Origin of the sequence: Brevibacillus fulvus, from assembly GCF_016908525.1 — a bacterium.
Taxonomy (GTDB): domain Bacteria; phylum Bacillota; class Bacilli; order Brevibacillales; family Brevibacillaceae; genus Brevibacillus_G; species Brevibacillus_G fulvus.
This window is the reverse complement of record NZ_JAFBEB010000001.1, coordinates 22,431-38,463: the sequence shown is the minus strand read 5'-3', so window position 1 is coordinate 38,463 and position 16,033 is coordinate 22,431. Positions and strand designations below refer to the sequence as shown.

Genomic DNA, 16,033 nt, shown 5'->3' with positions numbered 1-16,033 from the left:
CGAAATCATTATATCACAGCCCCCACCCGCTTGCAGAATGGAGGATAAAAAAAAGGTCTCGCCTGTTTTCCCCTCAGCGAGACCTGTTGCAATCCGATTGTATCTGTCGTTCTCACGTTATAACCGTGAACTTCTAACCAGTCTGATTTTTTCCGCCAATCTGTCCATTATCACTTCGAGTGAGCTGATATCTTCACTGAGATCATACTCGTTGATATTGATCCGCAGGACGGGACACGTGGAAAAATTGCGAATCCAATGCTCGTAACGCTCGTACAAGTCTTGCCAATACTCGATTGGCGTTTGCTGTTCCATCGGTCTGCCCCGTTCCCGAACCCGTTGCAAAATTTCTTCGAAGCTGCCCTCCAGATAGATCAAAACATCCGGGTGCGGAAAATACGGTGTCATCACCATCGCTTCGAACAATTGCGTATACGTTTCGTAATCCTCCGGTGTCATTCGCCCTTGTTCGAATAACATTCTGGCAAAGATTCCGGTATCTTCATAAATGGACCGATCCTGAACAAAGCCGCCGCCGTAATCAAACATTCGCTTTTGCTCTTTAAAACGCTCCGCCAAAAAGAAAATTTGCAAATGGAAGCCCCAACGGGAAAAGTCTTGATAAAATCGGCTCAAATATGGATTGCCGTCCACTTTTTCGACCGAAATGCGAAACCCGAGCAAATCGGCCAGCGCTTTGGTAAACGTCGATTTGCCGACCCCCACCGTTCCGCCGACCGTAATAATCGCATTGTGGGGAATTCCGTATTTTTCACGCATCTCCGTGTTTCGATATTGTGACATGTAATCTTTAGCTCCTTACCCATTTATGAATACTCGTTCTTTTCAACCTGCGTCTGTACCGCATTCCGAACCTGATCAAGGATAAACCGCCGATCCTCCGGTTTATGTACAAAATCGAGATCGTCGCATTGAAACTTCAGAACAGTCGTCTCCGGATGTCTCAGCTGGAATTCTTGCATAAACCGCTCATAGTCGGCAATCAGATTTTCCATGTAGGTCACATCCATATTTTTTTCCATTTCACGTCCCCGCTTCGCAATCCGCTGCATCAATGTATCGATTGACGCAGTCAAGTAGACGATCAAGTTCGCCTGCGGCAGATCGCTCGTCAGGATGTCATAGATTTTCAAGTATTTGGGCAAATTACGGGAATTTAAGGTCCGTCTGGCGAAGATCGTATTTTTAAAGATATTGTAATCGGCTACCACCGAAATGCCCTTGTGCAAATAATTGTTCTCAATATCTTGCAGTTGTTTGTAGCGATTGCATAAAAAAAACATTTCGAGTTGGAAACTCCATTCCGAAATATTTTGGTAGAACTGACTCAAGAACGGATTTTCATCTACAATCTCCAACAATAGCTCCAGCTGCAGCTCCTGGCTGATTGCCTGTGACAAAGAGGTTTTTCCAACGCCGATTGGCCCCTCCACGGTAACGAAAATTGGCTTCATATAAAATCGTAATCCTCCCCGGAATATCAAAGCGATTTTCATTGTACCATGCTTGTCTCCATTTGTCGAAATGAACCGTACTTGTCTGTTCGCTTATATTCTTGTATTCCGATGTGGTAAGATGTAATCAAGTTTGTGTGGAAAGGGTGTTTGCTAGTGCGTATCGCCAATCATATGGGGGAATTGATCGGACAAACCCCGGTCGTACGATTGCGGCGGCTGGCCACGGAAGAGATGGCCGCTGTTTATGTGAAACTGGAAAAATTTAATCCGAGCGGCAGTGTCAAGGACAGAGCCGCTTATCATATGCTGACCGAAGCGGAAAGAGCGGGCAAATTGCAGCCCGGCGCAACGATTATTGAGCCGACCAGCGGCAATACGGGAATCGGTCTGGCGATGGGCGCTGCCGTCAAAGGCTACAAAGCGATCCTTGTCATGCCCGATACGATGACCCGGGAGCGCATTCAGCTTCTGCAAGCGTACGGGGCCAAGGTCGTCCTGACGCCTGGCGCGGAAAAGATGCCCGGCGCGATTCGCAAAGCGGAGCAATTGCTGCGGGAAATTCCCAACAGTTTTATGCCGATGCAATTTGAAAACAACGCCAATCCGGAGATTCACCGGTTGACCACAGCCAAAGAAATTTTGCAACAAATGAATGGTGAACTGGACGGTTTTGTTGCCACCGCCGGAACAGGCGGAACGATTACCGGCACCGGAGAAGTGCTTCGCCAGCATTTGCCCCAGTTGCATATCAGCGTTGTCGAACCAGCTGGCTCGCCTGTCCTGTCCGGCGGGCAACCCGGTCCGCATAAGCTGGTCGGAACCAGTCCCGGCTTCATTCCCCCGATCTTGAATCAATCCGTTTATGATGAGATCGTGCAAATTACCGACGAGGAAGCATTGGAAACAACACGCCTGCTGGCGAAACGGGAAGCGATCTTGGTTGGACCTTCTTCCGGCGCGGCCGTCTATGCCGCCTTGCAACTGGCGAAGAAATTGGGGCCAAATAAAAAAGTGCTCGCCATCTGTGCGGACAGCGGCGAGCGTTATCTTTCGATGGAAGAACTGTTTACCGGCGAGTAAGCGTATCTGCTTCCAGCACGTGTTCCAGATGATGCGCGTCAAATTCCAGCTGCTCCAGCTGAGCCTTTAACAAGTGCTCGCTTCCGAAATCGCCGGTGTTGGCCACCAGGCGAATGACGTCGCGGTAGCGGACGATAATTTCTTGATAAGCCTGCAGATCATTTTGCAGCATAAACCGCAAATCAAATACCCCTTCCTCCTCGACCGGAAAGACACAAAGTTCCTGCTGTTTTCGCGGGGAGGAAATCGGGTAAGCGGCCAGCACCGTAATTCGTTCGGCCAAATCATCGGCCAGCTTGAGCAATCTTGCCGCAAACTCGTCCAGCATCTGGTGCAAATCGCGGAACTGAGGGCCTTCGACGACCCAGTGATGCTTTTTGATTTGATGATACAATGTGTAAATACTGGCTAACAAAGGGTTCAGCGCATCGCTGACTTGTTTGGCCTGCATTGTATCAAAACGGATCGGGTTTTCCTTGACTTCCCCGATTTTATGCAGCATCCCCTGATAGGTTTGGGTTCCTAACATGTGCCCATCACCCTCCATTGGTTTAGCCCTATTTTGACCTCAAGTAAAGTACTCAATACGCGCCTGGGGAAACAGCCGGGCGATCTCCTTTTCCAAATGGCCGCGCAATGCGTGGGCCTGCAAATCAGGATAAATATACTTGCCTTTGCCGTATTTTCCCCATTTGTACTTTCGTTCTTCTTCTTCCATTCGCAGTTTTGTTTTGGGATAGCGCTCCAAAATCAATTTTTTGGCTACCTTCGTAAATCGATGCTGGATCAGTTCAAAGGTCAGATCCTGCTCGGCCTCGGGAACCAATTGTTGTTTCAACCTTTCCAACAGCTCGGTATATCCCGCTTCCCATCCGTCAAACCAGTACAACGGCGCGAGAATGAAGCCGAGTGGATAGCCGGCCTTGGCCACTTTTCCCGCAGCCTCAATTCGCTGCGCAAAGCTGGATGTCCCTGGCTCAAAATTTTTGATCACATAGTCGGCATTCATGCTGAACCGAAACCGGGTATGTCCATTATGTTCGGCATCGAGCAAAGAATCGACATAATGGAATTTGCTTACAAATCGCAGGCGGCCATACGGTTGTTTGCCCATGAATTCAATCGTCTTGCGCAAATTTCCGGTAATATGCTCAATGCTGAGCGGATCAGAGGTACAGGCCGCTTCGAAACGGGTAATCTCCGGCGCCCGCTCCTGAATATATTTTTCTGCCTGTGCCAAAATTTCGTCAGTATTGACATAAACCCGAATATACGGCTTCGTTCCAATGTTTGTATTCAAATAACAGTAATGGCAATGGGCTGCACAACCGGTCGCCAAGGGGAGCGCGTATTCGGCCGACGGTTTGGAAGGCTCGAATTTCAATGTTTTGCGCACGCCGACAACCAAGGTCCGCTTCGCGTTGCGATATTGCTCAATCGCGGTTTCCCCTGGGATGCCGCGCACCTGATTGTGGCTGGTCGTCATCCGAATGGGAATTTCCGCGGCTTGGTACCGCTCAAACAACTGTTTCCCCAATGGATAGTCGAGAGCTTGCGGTTCAAAAAAAACCAGATCGGGCGTAAAGGGTTTGTCGGTTCGTGTCGGAGCTGTTTTCGGCCGTTCCGGTGCAATGGTCGCCATTCTTATCCCCCCTTGCGCTTAGTATTCCACATTGCTTGCGGAAAGCGTACGGAGATGTTTGGTTAGGCCAGCGTCTTTTTGAATTGGGCCAACAATTCTTTCGCGCGGCGATGAGATTCTTTCGGCACTTGCAAAATGTAGAGGACGGTCGCCCGTTTGTTCCGTTTCAGCTTCAGTCTCACGCGCACTCCGTTGTTCTCCAGATACACGCGGCATTCCTCGGCAGCCCGCGGAAAGCCATAGGACCGATGCAGCGAAATCCATTTTGTCCACATTTTTACCGCCCCATTTTTCCCTTTTACCATACGATAAGCGCAACCATCCGCGGTGGTTCATCAAATAAAAAAACTCGCCCGGCAAACGGGAATGCTGGTCACAGCCCTTTCCCCGTTTCCGAACAAGTTTCGTTATATCGACAGCTTAATCGCAGCCCAGTGATTCGTTGGACCGTGTCCACGCCCAATTCCGGGCGCCGTCGCAATCGCTTCGATAATAAAGCGGTTGGCTCTCTCCATCGCCTCATACACCGTGCTTCCCTTGGCCAGCTCTGCGGTCAATGCTGCCGAGAAAGTGCAACCGGTGCCGTGCGTATGCTGTGTGTTTACACGTTGGTGGACAAAGGTGAAAAACTGCTCCCCATCATACAGCAAGTCGACGATTTCATCGGCCGGCAAGTGCCCGCCCTTCATGACGACATGTTTGGCCCCCATGGCGACGATCGCTTTGGCCGCTTCTTTCATTTCCGCTACATTGCGAATCGGACGTCCCGTCAGATGTTCCGCTTCCGGCAGGTTGGGCGTTACAATCAGCGTATAGGGCAACAGCTTTTCCACAATGGCTTTCACTGCCTCGTCCAACAGTAATTTTGCGCCTCCCTTGGCGATCATCACCGGATCGACCACCACGTTCTTTACTTGATGTTGACGAATTTGCTCCGCAACCGCTTCGATAATCTCCACGTTAAACAGCATCCCGGTTTTCATGGCATCGACACCAAGATCTTCAATGACCTGTTGCATTTGGTTGGCAACCGCCTCGGCCGGCAACGGATAGACCCCGTGTACGCCAAGCGTGTTTTGTGCGGTTACCGCCGTCAATGCACTCATCCCATATACATGAAATTGATGAAATGTTTTCAAATCGGCCTGAATCCCAGCACCGCCGCCGCTGTCAGAACCGGCTACCGTCAGTGCTTTCGCCAAGTTTCCCATCCGCTTCAGCCTCCGTTCTGTTGTAAGCTGTCTATGGCTACCAGTATATCACCAGCTTGTCAGATTCGGTATAATATCTTGAGAAGGCAAAGAAAGGACTGTTGGCCATGACCTACCGCACCATGTTTATTTTGACGGTGTTCATTCCCACCTGCATTATCGGCGGGTTTGAATATTTGCGTCATCATTTGCTGCTGCCATACATGTCGATGGAATACGGCAACCTGTTGATTACACTGCTGACCCTCGTCCTCTCTTATTTGTTCGCCTCCTGGATGTTCAGCTGGATCCGGCAAATGAGCGAACGGTTGGCAGCGGAACGTTCCAGACGAGCCGTCTATGAAGAACGGGAACGACTGGCTCGCGAGCTCCATGATGGCATCGCACAATCGCTCTTTTTCCTCAATGTCAGTCTGAAGCAAGGCAAATTGGAGGAAGCCGGGCGGGCGATCTCCGTAATGGACACCCAGGTGAGACAAGCGATTTTCAATCTGCGCTCGTTGCCGGAGGAGAGCCAGTCTTTATGCCAGCGCATCGACAAATGGCTGGCGGACTGGAGCGCGCTTTCCGGAATCGACGTCAATCAAGAGCTTCACTTTTCCCCCGGTTTTTTTACACTGACTGAGGAAATTCAAATATTTGGCATCGTTCAGGAAGCGTTTGCCAATATCCGCAAACATGCGGATGCCAGCCAAGCTTGGCTCTCCTTGCTCACAAAGCAGGACGGCTCATGGGAATTGCGGATTGCCGACAATGGCAAAGGCATTCGGCAAGGGCGGGAAAAACCGCAAAATTATGGCATCACGATCATGCAGGAGCGCGCTCAACAGATAAACGCCGCCTTTCAGCTTGTCGAGTCACCACAGGGCGGAACGGAAATACGCCTAACTGGCAAAAAGGGAGAGAAGCGTTCATGATGATTTATCGCGTGCTAATTGCCGATGACCATCCGATGGCACGAATGGCCATTCGCAGTTTGTTGGAACAGTCCCCCTCTTTTCAAATCATCGGAGAGGCGGTAGACGGTGTGGAAGCGTTGCAGTTATGCGAGGAACTGCAGCCAGACCTGCTGCTGGCGGATATCCATATGCCGCGCTTGAACGGTTTGGAGACAACCCGTGAAGTGAAAAAAGCATTTCCCCAGATCAAAGTGGTCATCCTCAGCGTATCCGATGATGTCGCCGATTTGATCACCGCCATCCGCTACGGTGCACAAGGGTATTTGCTGAAAAATTTGGAACCGGAAGACTGGATCAGCTATTTGCATGCCCTCCTGGAAGAAAATGCGGAAATTCCCAAAGAGATGGCCAGCCGTTTGCTGAACCGGTTTCAGTCGGTTCCGCCGGTAGATGAGCCTAATCTGGAGCTGCTTACGCCGCGCGAGAAAGAAATCTTGCAATTGGTCGCCAACGGCCACACCAACAAGGAGATCAGCAGTCAACTGCACATCGCCGAAAACACGGTAAAAAATCATATCAAACATATCTTGGAAAAATTGCAGCTGTCCAATCGTGTGCAGTTGGCAGCATATGCGGTGCGCAACGGCTTGCAAGACCCGCAATAACGAAACATCCCTCCAGGCCATCCAGGTGACCGGGAGGGATGCTTTTCTTGGTTTCTTTTAAAAAGCCCATTGTCCTTTGCGGAAAATCGCTTCCCTGTTGCCTTCAGCGGTTTCTCCATCAATGTCCATCTCGCCAGAACCAATCATAAAATCGACGTGGGTGAGGCTGTAGTTCAATCCGCGCTTGTTCAGCTCTTCCTGCTCCAGATCCGCGCCTCCCTCGATGTTGACCGGATAAGCGTTGCCAATGGCCAAATGATTGGAGGCGTTCTCGTCAAAAAGCGTATTGTAAAAGATCAGGTTGGATTGAGAAATCGGCGAATTATGCGGGACCAGCGCCACTTCTCCGAGATAATGCGAACCTTCGTCGGTCTCAATCAATTGTTTGAGCACCTCATAGCCGGTTTCAGCCTGAAACTCGACAATTCGCCCTTGTTCAAAACGAAGTGAAAAATTGTCGATCAAATTTCCGTGGTAACTTAACGGTTTCGTGCTGCGGACCACACCGTTAACGCCCTCTTTTAACGCTGCCGTATAGACCTCTTCGGTAGGAATATTCGCCATGAACAGTGTCCCCTGAGAATTATAGCCGCCGCCGCCGATCCAGACATGGCGTTCCGGAAGCTCGATCGACAAGTCTGTCCCCGGCGCTTTATAGTGCAGCTTCCGATACTGTTTTTGATTTAAGTAATCGACCTTCTGATTCAGTTTGGCATGATGCTCCATCCACGCTTGAATCGGATCGTCCTGATCGATGCGGGTCGCCCGAAAAATCGCGTCCCACATCGCATCGATTTGCTGTTCGGCGGGAAGCTCCGGAAAGACCAAAGCAGCCCATTGCGGTGAAGGTACAGCCACGATCGACCAGCTCACCCGATCCGCCATCGTATAGCTGCGAAACTTGTACAACGCTGTTCCCGCCGCCTTGCTGGCTGTGGCAATTCGCTCCGGGTCAATCCCTTTCAACAGATTCGGATTGAAAGAGATAATCGATAAAAATGCTGCACCTTGTTCGGCCAGCTCCTCGCGCGCCTTTGCTTTCCACCACGGATACTCTTGAAAAGTTTCCGCTGGCGCCAGTTCATACTTGATCCGGGTTAATTCATCATCGGTCCATTCGATCTGTACATCCTTGGCCCCCGCTTGATACGCTTTACGCGCAACGCGTCGAACAAAATCCGCTGAACCTAACGGAGCGGTCACAAACAAAATTTGCCCCGGTTGGATATTCACGCCTATTTTAACCGCCAGTTCGGCATAACGTTCAAGCTTCGTTTCAAATGCTGTCATGATGTACCTCCTCAATTCGGGCTTTCGTCTCAGTTCCCACGTCTATTATAGCAATTTTTTCCTAGTTCCGCGGACCGTTTGATGGAGTTTGACCCAGGTATTCTTCCAACGTGAGATTTTGCTCCTTGATTTTTTGGGCAATCTCTTTGCCGACGTAGCGGATGTGCCACGGTTCATACTCATACCCGGTAATGGCTTCTTTTCCTTGGGGATAGCGGATAATAAAGCCATATTCGGCAGCATGCTGGTCAAGCCACAGCGCTTCGCTGCTTCCGGCAAAGCAGTCTTCCGCAGCGCATCTACCGTCAATCCCGGATACATCGATGGACAGGCCGGTTTCATGTTCACTCGCGCCCGGAACGGCACTGTACATTTTCGCCTTTTCCTCTCCGTCCTTTTTTACATAGTGTGCAAACAAGCTTTTTTGCGTATTGTAGGAACGATACGCCGAAACGCCGGCCAGCAAGACACCATCCCGCTTGGCTCCGGCAAACATCTCTTCCAGAGCTTTTGCAGCCTCCTGGCGCATCATTCTTTTTTCAATTTTATCCTGAAAAAGAAAGGGGACATCAGGATAAACCAGATCCGCAGGTTTATAGTCGGGTGCCAAGGAGAACTGCTTGTTGATTAGCACCGTTATACTATCAGGATTTGTGACCATTTGCGGAGCAGCATTCGCTGTGTCGTCGTCAGGCTGGTCAGCAGCCGTCGCTTCCGTCGGCTTGTTTTGTGAGGTCGATTCGGTTTTTTCCTTGCCCGCCTCCGTTTGTCCATTTTGCTCGGTTGAGGCAGCCTGTTCCGTCGAAGAATCGTTCGCAGCGGATGGCTGCTGTTCCGCTTGTTGGACTGGAACCGCCGCTGCTTGCTGTGCCTGGTCACCGCCCAAACCGGCAAACGGGACTTCACATCCAGACAAGGCTGTCATGGTTGTCGCAAGAAACAGAGTAATCGATAGCGTTTGAAACTTTTGCACAAAGTAACCTCCTTAATCATTTCGCCCGGCAAACCGGAACGCACACGCTCGAGATTGCCGCGCTGCCCTGCTTCTCTTCAACTGGTGCAGGGAAAGAAAAAGGCTGCCCCATTCACATGAGGCACCCCTCATAAGCAATCTGACGACAGCTATTATATCAAAGTTCTTCGCCGACGTGTCATCATTTTGGAAAACAGCCCGTTTTCTGCAAATTGTTCAGCGGTTCCTATTTCCTTACTCTCCCCTTCTGGAACAGTCCCAGTGGCAATCCGGGACGGCGGAGTAATCCAGCAAAAAAAAGTTGCCGAGAGTTAATCTCGACAACCTTTCATCGGAAGTTTGCCAGAGGCATCAGTCTTCCATGGTAGATGTGTCGCCGGTTGGCAACCCAAGCTCCCACGCTTTCAAGACGCGGCGCATAATTTTACCAGAACGCGTCTTCGGCAATTTGTCGCGGAATTCGATTTCGCGCGGTGCGGCATGCGCAGCGAGTCCTTCCTTCACAAACTTGCGAATCTCTTCCATTAAGGCGTCACTTGGTTCATAGCCGTCCCGCAAGGCAATAAACGCTTTGATGATTTCGCCGCGAACAGGATCAGGTTTGCCGATCACCCCGGCTTCGGCAACAGCAGGGTGCTCCACCAACTTGCTTTCTACTTCAAATGGTCCGACCCGTTCACCGGAAGTATTGATCACATCATCGATCCGCCCTTGGAACCAGAAATAGCCATCTTCATCTTTGTATGCCGAGTCTCCGGAAATATACCAGCCCGGAACGTAGAAATACTCTTGATATTTGGCCGGGTTTTTCCAGATTTGGCGCATCATCGACGGCCAACCGACGCGGATGGCCAGATTTCCCATGCGGTTGGGAGGCAGTTCATTGCCCTGATCATCCAAAATCGTGGCATAGATGCCTGGAAGCGGTTTGCCCATTGAGCCCGGCTTGATCGGCATGCATTTGTAGTTACAGATCAACTGTCCGCCGGTTTCCGTCATCCACCATGTATCATGGATGCGCTGCTTAAACACTTTTTGCCCCCAATAAACCACTTCAGGGTTCAACGGTTCCCCTACGCTCAACACATGCCGCAGCGAGGAGAGATCGTAGCGTTGAACAAGCTCGTCGCCCGCTCCCATCAGCATCCGGAAGGAGGTAGGCGCACTGTACCAAACGGTCACTTTGTATTTTTCGATCGTACGGTACCAATCATCCGGCGTAAATCGGCCGCCGCGAATGACGCTCGTTGCCCCGTTCAACCACGGTGCAAAGATACCGTAAGAAGTCCCGGTCACCCAGCCTGGGTCGGCCGTACACCAGAAGATGTCATCATCTTGCAGGTCGAGCACCCATTTCCCCGTTTGATAATGTTGGATCATGGCGTTGTGAACGTGCAACACGCCCTTCGGTTTTCCGGTGGAACCCGATGTATAATGCAAGATCAGGCCATCTTCCCGATCGACCCATTCGATTTCAAGCTCGTCTGATACCGCTTTCATTTCTTCATGGTAGCTGATCACGCCAGCCGGCAAATCCGCTTGTTCACCGACAACAATCACGTGCTTCAAGTGCGGCAGGTCCGCTAACGGAATTCGCGGCAACAAGGCTGGTGTCGTCACAATTGCCACAGCTTCGCTGTCCTGCAAGCGGTCGCGCACGGCCCCTTCCATAAATGCTTCAAACAGCGGTCCGATGATCGCCCCCACTTTGATTGTCCCTAAAACGCTTACATAAAGTTCCGGAGTTCGAGGCATAAACACAAAAACGCGATCGCCTTTTTGAATCCCCAGTTTCCGCAAGACATTGCCAAATTTGTTGGACAATTTGCTCAAATCGGCAAATGTATAAGATTCATCCCGCGTTTGGTCAAAATAATAGAGAGCAACTTTGTCGCCTTTTCCCGTTTGCAAATGGCGGTCAATTGCTTCATATGCCGTATTGATCTTGCCGGTTTTGTACCAGGAGAACTCTTTTTCCACTTCGGACCAGTCAAAATGGTCGTACGTTTTCTGATAGTCCTCAAGATTAAAGTTTCCTTCGGTTGGTGGGATGATTTCTACCTTCATACATTCACTCTCCTTGCGAATTTTATCATCTGTTCTCTTGTTTTCGCGTTCCCATTATGTTGTTGAAGAGTAAACCGCATCCTATAAAATTTGATCAAGCCAGTTCTGTCTTTCTCCTCCATCATACCATTTTTCTGGGCATTTGACATTCCCAAATTCTCCAAAGAAACTGAATTTTTCGCTTCTGCCGAAGGCGCTCCCAGTAACTGCTTATGAATTTGCCCGTTATTTTTAGTATAATAGACCGTACTGCAACACGAGATTACTAGATTTGAGGTGAACAAGCGTGACCATTCTTATGTTGGTAGTTGTCCTGCTCTTCCTTTTATTTTTCCGCGCTTACCGCAATACTTTTCAGGCAACGATCAATTATATCCCGGTTGTCGTGCACACGTCTGCCGAGAATCGCACCGAACCGTTTGCTCCCCTGCAAGTGCTGCATTTGTCCGATTTGCATATGGAAAACATTTCGGTAAAAGCAGAAGAAGTGGTCGACCGCTTCCGCAACGAACCGGTTGACATCATTGCCATTACCGGAGATTTGCTGGATCGGGAAAAAAACATTGGCCGCGCCATTGAATACGTGAAAACGATTATGAAATTACAGCCCGCGTACGGTACTTTCGTCGTGTTCGGCAACCATGACTATAAATTGTCTGCAGAAAAACTGACTCAGCTAAAAGCCGGCTTGGAGCGAATCGGCTCTCATGTCCTCGTCAACGAGACTATCACGTTTCAGCGGGATGGTCAAAAAATTCATGTCATCGGCGTCGATGATTATTCCACACGGCACAGCGATCTGGCAAAAGCGTATAACGGCGTTGATCAGGACGGGTTGAAGCTCGTTTTGACACACGACCCCAACCTTGTCTTGCAAATGAAAGACTTTACTTTTGATTACTTGTTGTCCGGTCATTTTCACGGCGGACAAATTCATTGGCCGAAACCTTATCACTTGGCCAAAATGGGCAAACTGCCGCGAATGAATATGGTCAAAGGCTTGCATTACTATGAGGGCCGTCCCTTCTATATCAGCGAAGGTCTCGGTCAGACCGGCGTGAACATCAGAGTTCGCTCCCGTCCGGAAATTACGTTGCACACTTTGCAAGCAGACTTTTCACCGATCGCTTCGTTTGTTCAGGAAGCAGCCGTCGGTCTGGCCCCTAAGTAAAAGACGGAAGGAACATGCACAGCATGCCTTCCGTCTTTTTTTTATTTATGTCAGCGGTCCAACATAACCGTTTCATTACGCCCGGTAGACAAAATGCCGATTCTCGTCAACAGGCCTGTTGCGCAGCGATCGTCTGGGCAATTTCCAGCCATAGTAAATGGACAGCATGCGGCATACGACAATGACGCAAAACAAAACGGACAAGTAAAAGTTATGCTGCGGCATCCCCACGCCAATCGCAACTCCCGCCAGCATGGCCCAGACCGCGTAAATTTCTTCTTGGAAGACAAGCGGTTTGCGGCTGGCGAGCACATCACGAATGATCCCCCCGCCGATTCCGGTCAAAACAGCCGCCACAATCGTCGCACTTAACGGATAATGCATATGGGTGGCGAACAGCGCTCCTTGGATGGCAAAAGCGGCAAGACCAACGGCATCAAGAAACAATCCCCAGCGATTCCAATAATGAATGAACTTGGCCGGCAATACGAAGACGAGCAGCATCGAAGCCAAGGCGATGGTAAACAAGTCGCCCTGTTCCCAAAATTGCCCCATCGGAATGCCCAGCAAAATATTCCTCAGCAAACCTCCACCGAAGGCGGTAACGAGCCCCAACACGAAGACTCCCAACAAGTCATATTCTTCCTCCATCGCTACAATCACACCGCTGATCGCAAACGCAATGGTCCCGATCAAACTAAACCATTCCCACGGCAAGCAAGTATAACCTCCTCTGACTTATCCTGTTGTTTTCAAGTCCTTGTTCATTATACCGATTTATCGGCTTTGTGCAATCTTTTTCGCTGGCTGACGGAGTGGTATCGTTAAACAGCTTTTTCCTTCATAAACACCCCCGCTCTGTAACACGCTAAACGGTAATAAGACTGCAGGGAGTGAGTTTGTTGAAAACGTTCTCCACCATTTTGGTTGCTATCGTTTTGATTGCTGTTATCGCCATTCCGGTTTACCGTCACAATGCGGAAGAGATGCAGGAGCCTCATCCCACGGTGACGTCGCTGGATTCGGCAGTGCCGCGGATCAACTATATTGAACAAGTGAAAGATACACGCCGCAACCTGGAAGGTCAGCCTCATATCAAGGAAATCCATCACAATGCCAAAGACCGCAGCCATTATGTAGAACATGAGGTAGTCGTTCGGTTTACTCCCCGCCCCTCTGCGGAAGAAATCAACAAATTACTGAAAGCGGTAGATGGCCATATTAAGCGGGATTACGGCAATGCGATGATTATTAAATCAAACTCGAAAACAACGCACGAATTAATGAAATACTTTGCCGAGCATCCCGATTCGATGTATGCGGAGCCCAACTTTTTATTGCTGCCCAATGTCATCCGCCCCAACGATCAGCTCTATGAACGATACCAATGGAACTTGCCGATGATCGGGATGGAGCAAAGCTGGGAAATCAGCGAAGGCAGCAAGGACGTTATCGTGGCTATCGTCGATACCGGACTTGATTTGCAGCATCCCGAATTCCAAGGAAAGGTTGTCTCTGGCTACAATGTGATCGAAGACAACAACAACCCGATGGATGACAACGGCCATGGCACCCATGTCGCCGGAATTATTGCCGCCAGAACCAACAATGCGAGCGGAATCGCCGGGATGTCATGGAACAGCAGATTGATGCCGATCAAAGCGATTGGTGCCGATGGTTCAGGGACCGCGTACGACATTGCCCAAGGGATCATTTGGGCGGCCGACCACGGCGCTGATGTGATCAATTTGAGCGTGGGCAACTATACACCATCGGCAGCGTTGCAGGAAGCCTGTCAGTACGCTTTTCAAAAAAACGTGGTGCTTGTTGCGGCAACTGGGAACGACGCCACCGATCAACCCGGTTATCCGGCAGCTTACAAAGAAGTGCTCGGGGTTTCCGCCGTCGATCACAATCGCCGCCGAGCCGATTTCTCCAACTTCGGCAGTTACGTCGATGTGGTAGCGCCAGGCGTAGATATTGCCAGCACCTACATTTACAGTGATTACGCCGCGCTTTCCGGCACATCCATGGCATGTCCTCACGTCGCCGCTTTGGCTTCGTTGATCCGTTCCGTCAAGCCGAATTTGAAAAACAGCGAAGTGATGGACATTATCCGCCGTACTTCACAGGATCTCGGCCAGCCAGGCAGAGACGATCTGTACGGATACGGACTTATCAATGTCAACGCTGCCTTAGAACAAGCCGGACCGGAACCGACAGCCAATCGAGCCCCTGCCGATCAAGGCGGATTCGGCGGTCTGATCAGCCGATTGTTCCAACGTCTTGGCTTTGGACTGGGCAGATATTAACCAAACAGGAGGAATTGTCATGAAAGCATGCATCGTGTTCGCTCACCCTGGCGACAGCAGCTTTAACCATGAAATTTTGCGGACGGTCATCGACGCTTGTCAGGAGAAGCAGATCGAGACAAACGTTCGCGATCTGTACAAACTCAAGTTTTCACCCGTGTTTGATGAGCATGATATGCAGGCTGTGGAGCGAGGAACGGCTGCGCCGGAAATATTAACCGAACAAGAGTTGATTACCGAAGCCGATTTGCTGGTGATGATCTATCCCGTCTGGTGGTGGTCGCAGCCGGCGATCCTCAAAGGCTACATCGACCGGGTGTTTGTGGACAATTTTGCCTTCCGTTACACACAAGCGGGACCAGTCGGTTTGCTATCCGGCAAAAAGGCAATCGTCATCACCACCACGCGGGAATCTGACAAGGAAATGGAGCAAAGCGGCATGGCCTCCGTCATCAAGAAGCAGATCGCGGATGGCATCCTCGGATTCATCGGATACGATGTCCAGCATAAAAATTTCGCTGCCGTTCCTTATGTCAATGACAACAGCCGTCAACAAATGTTGAAAGAGGTACAAGCGCTGATTGGCAGCGTCCCGGTCCCCGTCACAAGCTGAAAAAGAGCACAGTTGTTTACAACTGTGCTCCCTCTTTTTGCATCCGTTTTTTGGTGATGTAGTCCGTTTCATAATATTGCAGTTCATCCCGAAGCTGTTCAAACACTTTTGACATGGATAAGGTCAAATTGCGCAAATCGGCTGTAACAGGTTTCCGAAAAATAATCGCGTCCTGTCCCGTATAGGAGTAGCGACCATCCTCGTCATACACTTCGCCGCGAGGATAATAAAAGTTATTAATGCATGTGTGATACACTTGGTACAGTACTTCTTCGGCAAACTCCTCGTTAAATTTGGCTCGGCGCAAGGCAACGCCCAATTTTTCATAAGCGTTCTCGCAGTAAACCAACAGGTGTCGAAAATCGGAGAGATAATCGCGATAATACGCTTCGTACTCTTCCGGATCACCTGACTGTTGAACCAAACCGTTTAAAGTAGTCTGATTCAGAAACCGTTCCAGTTCCATGCTAACTTTTTTTAATCGCAGATAAGTATCCTCACATAATTGCTTTAAATGGTTCCCAGCCATAACGACCTCCTTGGGAGGAATCTGTCACTTTTTTATCATTGTAAAAAAACAAGACGGGATACACAAGAATTTTCTTTTTCCAATCAACTACAATCTTATTGAA

Annotated in this window: 17 protein-coding genes; 6 read left to right on the top strand and 11 right to left on the bottom strand. The window is 50.0% G+C overall.

The features are described from left to right. Positions 1-117: 117 nt before the first annotated feature. Positions 118-804, bottom strand: coding sequence for a deoxynucleoside kinase (locus tag JOD01_RS00220; protein WP_275581906.1), 687 nt, complete (start codon positions 802-804; stop codon positions 118-120). Between the two features lie 23 nt (positions 805-827). Then, positions 828-1,475, bottom strand: coding sequence for a deoxynucleoside kinase (locus JOD01_RS00215; protein WP_204516213.1), 648 nt, complete (start codon positions 1,473-1,475; stop codon positions 828-830). Between the two features lie 174 nt (positions 1,476-1,649). Between JOD01_RS00215 and cysK the strand changes: the two genes are divergently transcribed. Beyond that, on the top strand, positions 1,650-2,558 hold the full coding sequence (gene cysK, locus JOD01_RS00210; RefSeq protein ID WP_239565132.1) for a cysteine synthase A: 909 nt from the start codon (positions 1,650-1,652) through the stop codon (positions 2,556-2,558). Here cysK and dpsA read toward each other — a convergent pair. The 4 genes from dpsA to thiD form a co-directional block, all read right to left on the bottom strand. Further along, a complete protein-coding gene (dpsA, locus tag JOD01_RS00205; RefSeq protein WP_204516211.1) occupies positions 2,545-3,087 on the bottom strand; it encodes a DNA starvation/stationary phase protection protein DpsA in 543 nt (180 codons plus the stop codon). The genes cysK and dpsA overlap by 14 nt on opposite strands. A 39-nt stretch (positions 3,088-3,126) precedes the next feature. Next, entirely contained in the window at positions 3,127-4,200 is a 1,074-nt protein-coding gene (splB, locus tag JOD01_RS00200) for a spore photoproduct lyase (RefSeq protein WP_204516210.1), read from the bottom strand. Between the two features lie 62 nt (positions 4,201-4,262). Continuing rightward, positions 4,263-4,475: a hypothetical protein gene (locus JOD01_RS00195; protein ID WP_204516209.1), complete on the bottom strand. Its 213-nt coding sequence runs from the start codon at positions 4,473-4,475 to the stop codon at positions 4,263-4,265. Positions 4,476-4,607: 132 nt separating this feature from the next. Then, positions 4,608-5,411: a bifunctional hydroxymethylpyrimidine kinase/phosphomethylpyrimidine kinase gene (gene thiD / locus JOD01_RS00190; protein ID WP_204516208.1), complete on the bottom strand. Its 804-nt coding sequence runs from the start codon at positions 5,409-5,411 to the stop codon at positions 4,608-4,610. 107 nt (positions 5,412-5,518) lie between these two features. On the opposite strand from thiD, the gene JOD01_RS00185 reads away from it, so the two are divergent. Next, complete coding sequence (locus JOD01_RS00185) at positions 5,519-6,328, top strand: sensor histidine kinase (RefSeq protein ID WP_204516207.1); 810 nt, start codon at positions 5,519-5,521, stop codon at positions 6,326-6,328. Beyond that, positions 6,325-6,975: a response regulator gene (locus JOD01_RS00180; protein ID WP_204516206.1), complete on the top strand. Its 651-nt coding sequence runs from the start codon at positions 6,325-6,327 to the stop codon at positions 6,973-6,975. The genes JOD01_RS00185 and JOD01_RS00180 overlap by 4 nt, the downstream gene beginning before the upstream one ends. 57 nt (positions 6,976-7,032) lie before the next feature. On the opposite strand, the gene JOD01_RS00175 is transcribed toward JOD01_RS00180, so the two are convergent. The 3 genes from JOD01_RS00175 to acsA all read right to left on the bottom strand — a co-directional run bounded on the left by JOD01_RS00175 (position 7,033) and on the right by acsA (position 11,305). After that, positions 7,033-8,265 (bottom strand): aminopeptidase, encoded by a 1,233-nt coding sequence (locus JOD01_RS00175; RefSeq protein ID WP_204516205.1) that lies wholly within the window; start codon positions 8,263-8,265, stop codon positions 7,033-7,035. 61 nt (positions 8,266-8,326) lie between these two features. Beyond that, positions 8,327-9,238, bottom strand: a complete 912-nt coding sequence (locus tag JOD01_RS00170) for a M15 family metallopeptidase (protein ID WP_338028496.1) — start codon at positions 9,236-9,238, stop codon at positions 8,327-8,329. Positions 9,239-9,589: 351 nt separating this feature from the next. Then, entirely contained in the window at positions 9,590-11,305 is a 1,716-nt protein-coding gene (acsA, locus tag JOD01_RS00165) for an acetate--CoA ligase (RefSeq protein WP_204516204.1), read from the bottom strand. 286 nt (positions 11,306-11,591) lie between these two features. On the opposite strand from acsA, the gene JOD01_RS00160 reads away from it, so the two are divergent. Continuing rightward, positions 11,592-12,476, top strand: coding sequence for a metallophosphoesterase (locus tag JOD01_RS00160; protein WP_420829061.1), 885 nt, complete (start codon positions 11,592-11,594; stop codon positions 12,474-12,476). Positions 12,477-12,551: 75 nt separating this feature from the next. Here the strand turns inward: JOD01_RS00160 and JOD01_RS00155 are convergent, their stop codons facing one another. Continuing rightward, positions 12,552-13,193 carry a trimeric intracellular cation channel family protein gene (locus JOD01_RS00155; protein WP_204516203.1) on the bottom strand — a complete coding sequence of 214 codons (642 nt, stop codon included), beginning with the start codon at positions 13,191-13,193 and terminating at the stop codon, positions 12,552-12,554. A 203-nt stretch (positions 13,194-13,396) separates the two neighbouring features. Here JOD01_RS00155 and JOD01_RS00150 point away from each other — a divergent pair, with 203 nt between their 5' ends. Beyond that, a complete protein-coding gene (locus tag JOD01_RS00150) occupies positions 13,397-14,788 on the top strand; it encodes a S8 family peptidase (protein WP_420829065.1) in 1,392 nt (463 codons plus the stop codon). Positions 14,789-14,807: 19 nt separating this feature from the next. Beyond that, positions 14,808-15,401 carry an NAD(P)H-dependent oxidoreductase gene (locus JOD01_RS00145; RefSeq protein ID WP_204516202.1) on the top strand — a complete coding sequence of 198 codons (594 nt, stop codon included), beginning with the start codon at positions 14,808-14,810 and terminating at the stop codon, positions 15,399-15,401. A gap of 16 nt (positions 15,402-15,417) precedes the next feature. On the opposite strand, the gene JOD01_RS00140 is transcribed toward JOD01_RS00145, so the two are convergent. Beyond that, complete coding sequence (locus tag JOD01_RS00140) at positions 15,418-15,930, bottom strand: DUF3907 family protein (protein WP_204516201.1); 513 nt, start codon at positions 15,928-15,930, stop codon at positions 15,418-15,420. Between the last annotated feature and the right edge of the window lie 103 nt (positions 15,931-16,033).

Bases quoted from the DNA above. Each gene is read 5' to 3' on its own strand.
- cysK (WP_239565132.1), top strand. From the start codon at position 1,650: ATGGGGGAATTGATCGGACAAACCCCGGTCGTACGATTGCGGCGGCTG.
- acsA (WP_204516204.1), bottom strand. From the start codon at position 11,305: ATGAAGGTAGAAATCATCCCACCAACCGAAGGAAACTTTAATCTTGAG.
- JOD01_RS00215 (WP_204516213.1), bottom strand. From the start codon at position 1,475: ATGAAGCCAATTTTCGTTACCGTGGAGGGGCCAATCGGCGTTGGAAAA.
- JOD01_RS00195 (WP_204516209.1), bottom strand. From the start codon at position 4,475: ATGTGGACAAAATGGATTTCGCTGCATCGGTCCTATGGCTTTCCGCGG.
- splB (WP_204516210.1), bottom strand. From the start codon at position 4,200: ATGGCGACCATTGCACCGGAACGGCCGAAAACAGCTCCGACACGAACC.
- thiD (WP_204516208.1), bottom strand. From the start codon at position 5,411: ATGGGAAACTTGGCGAAAGCACTGACGGTAGCCGGTTCTGACAGCGGC.
- JOD01_RS00220 (WP_275581906.1), bottom strand. From the start codon at position 804: ATGTCACAATATCGAAACACGGAGATGCGTGAAAAATACGGAATTCCC.
- JOD01_RS00180 (WP_204516206.1), top strand. From the start codon at position 6,325: ATGATGATTTATCGCGTGCTAATTGCCGATGACCATCCGATGGCACGA.
- JOD01_RS00175 (WP_204516205.1), bottom strand. From the start codon at position 8,265: ATGACAGCATTTGAAACGAAGCTTGAACGTTATGCCGAACTGGCGGTT.
- JOD01_RS00185 (WP_204516207.1), top strand. From the start codon at position 5,519: ATGACCTACCGCACCATGTTTATTTTGACGGTGTTCATTCCCACCTGC.
- dpsA (WP_204516211.1), bottom strand. From the start codon at position 3,087: ATGTTAGGAACCCAAACCTATCAGGGGATGCTGCATAAAATCGGGGAA.
- JOD01_RS00145 (WP_204516202.1), top strand. From the start codon at position 14,808: ATGAAAGCATGCATCGTGTTCGCTCACCCTGGCGACAGCAGCTTTAAC.
- JOD01_RS00140 (WP_204516201.1), bottom strand. From the start codon at position 15,930: ATGGCTGGGAACCATTTAAAGCAATTATGTGAGGATACTTATCTGCGA.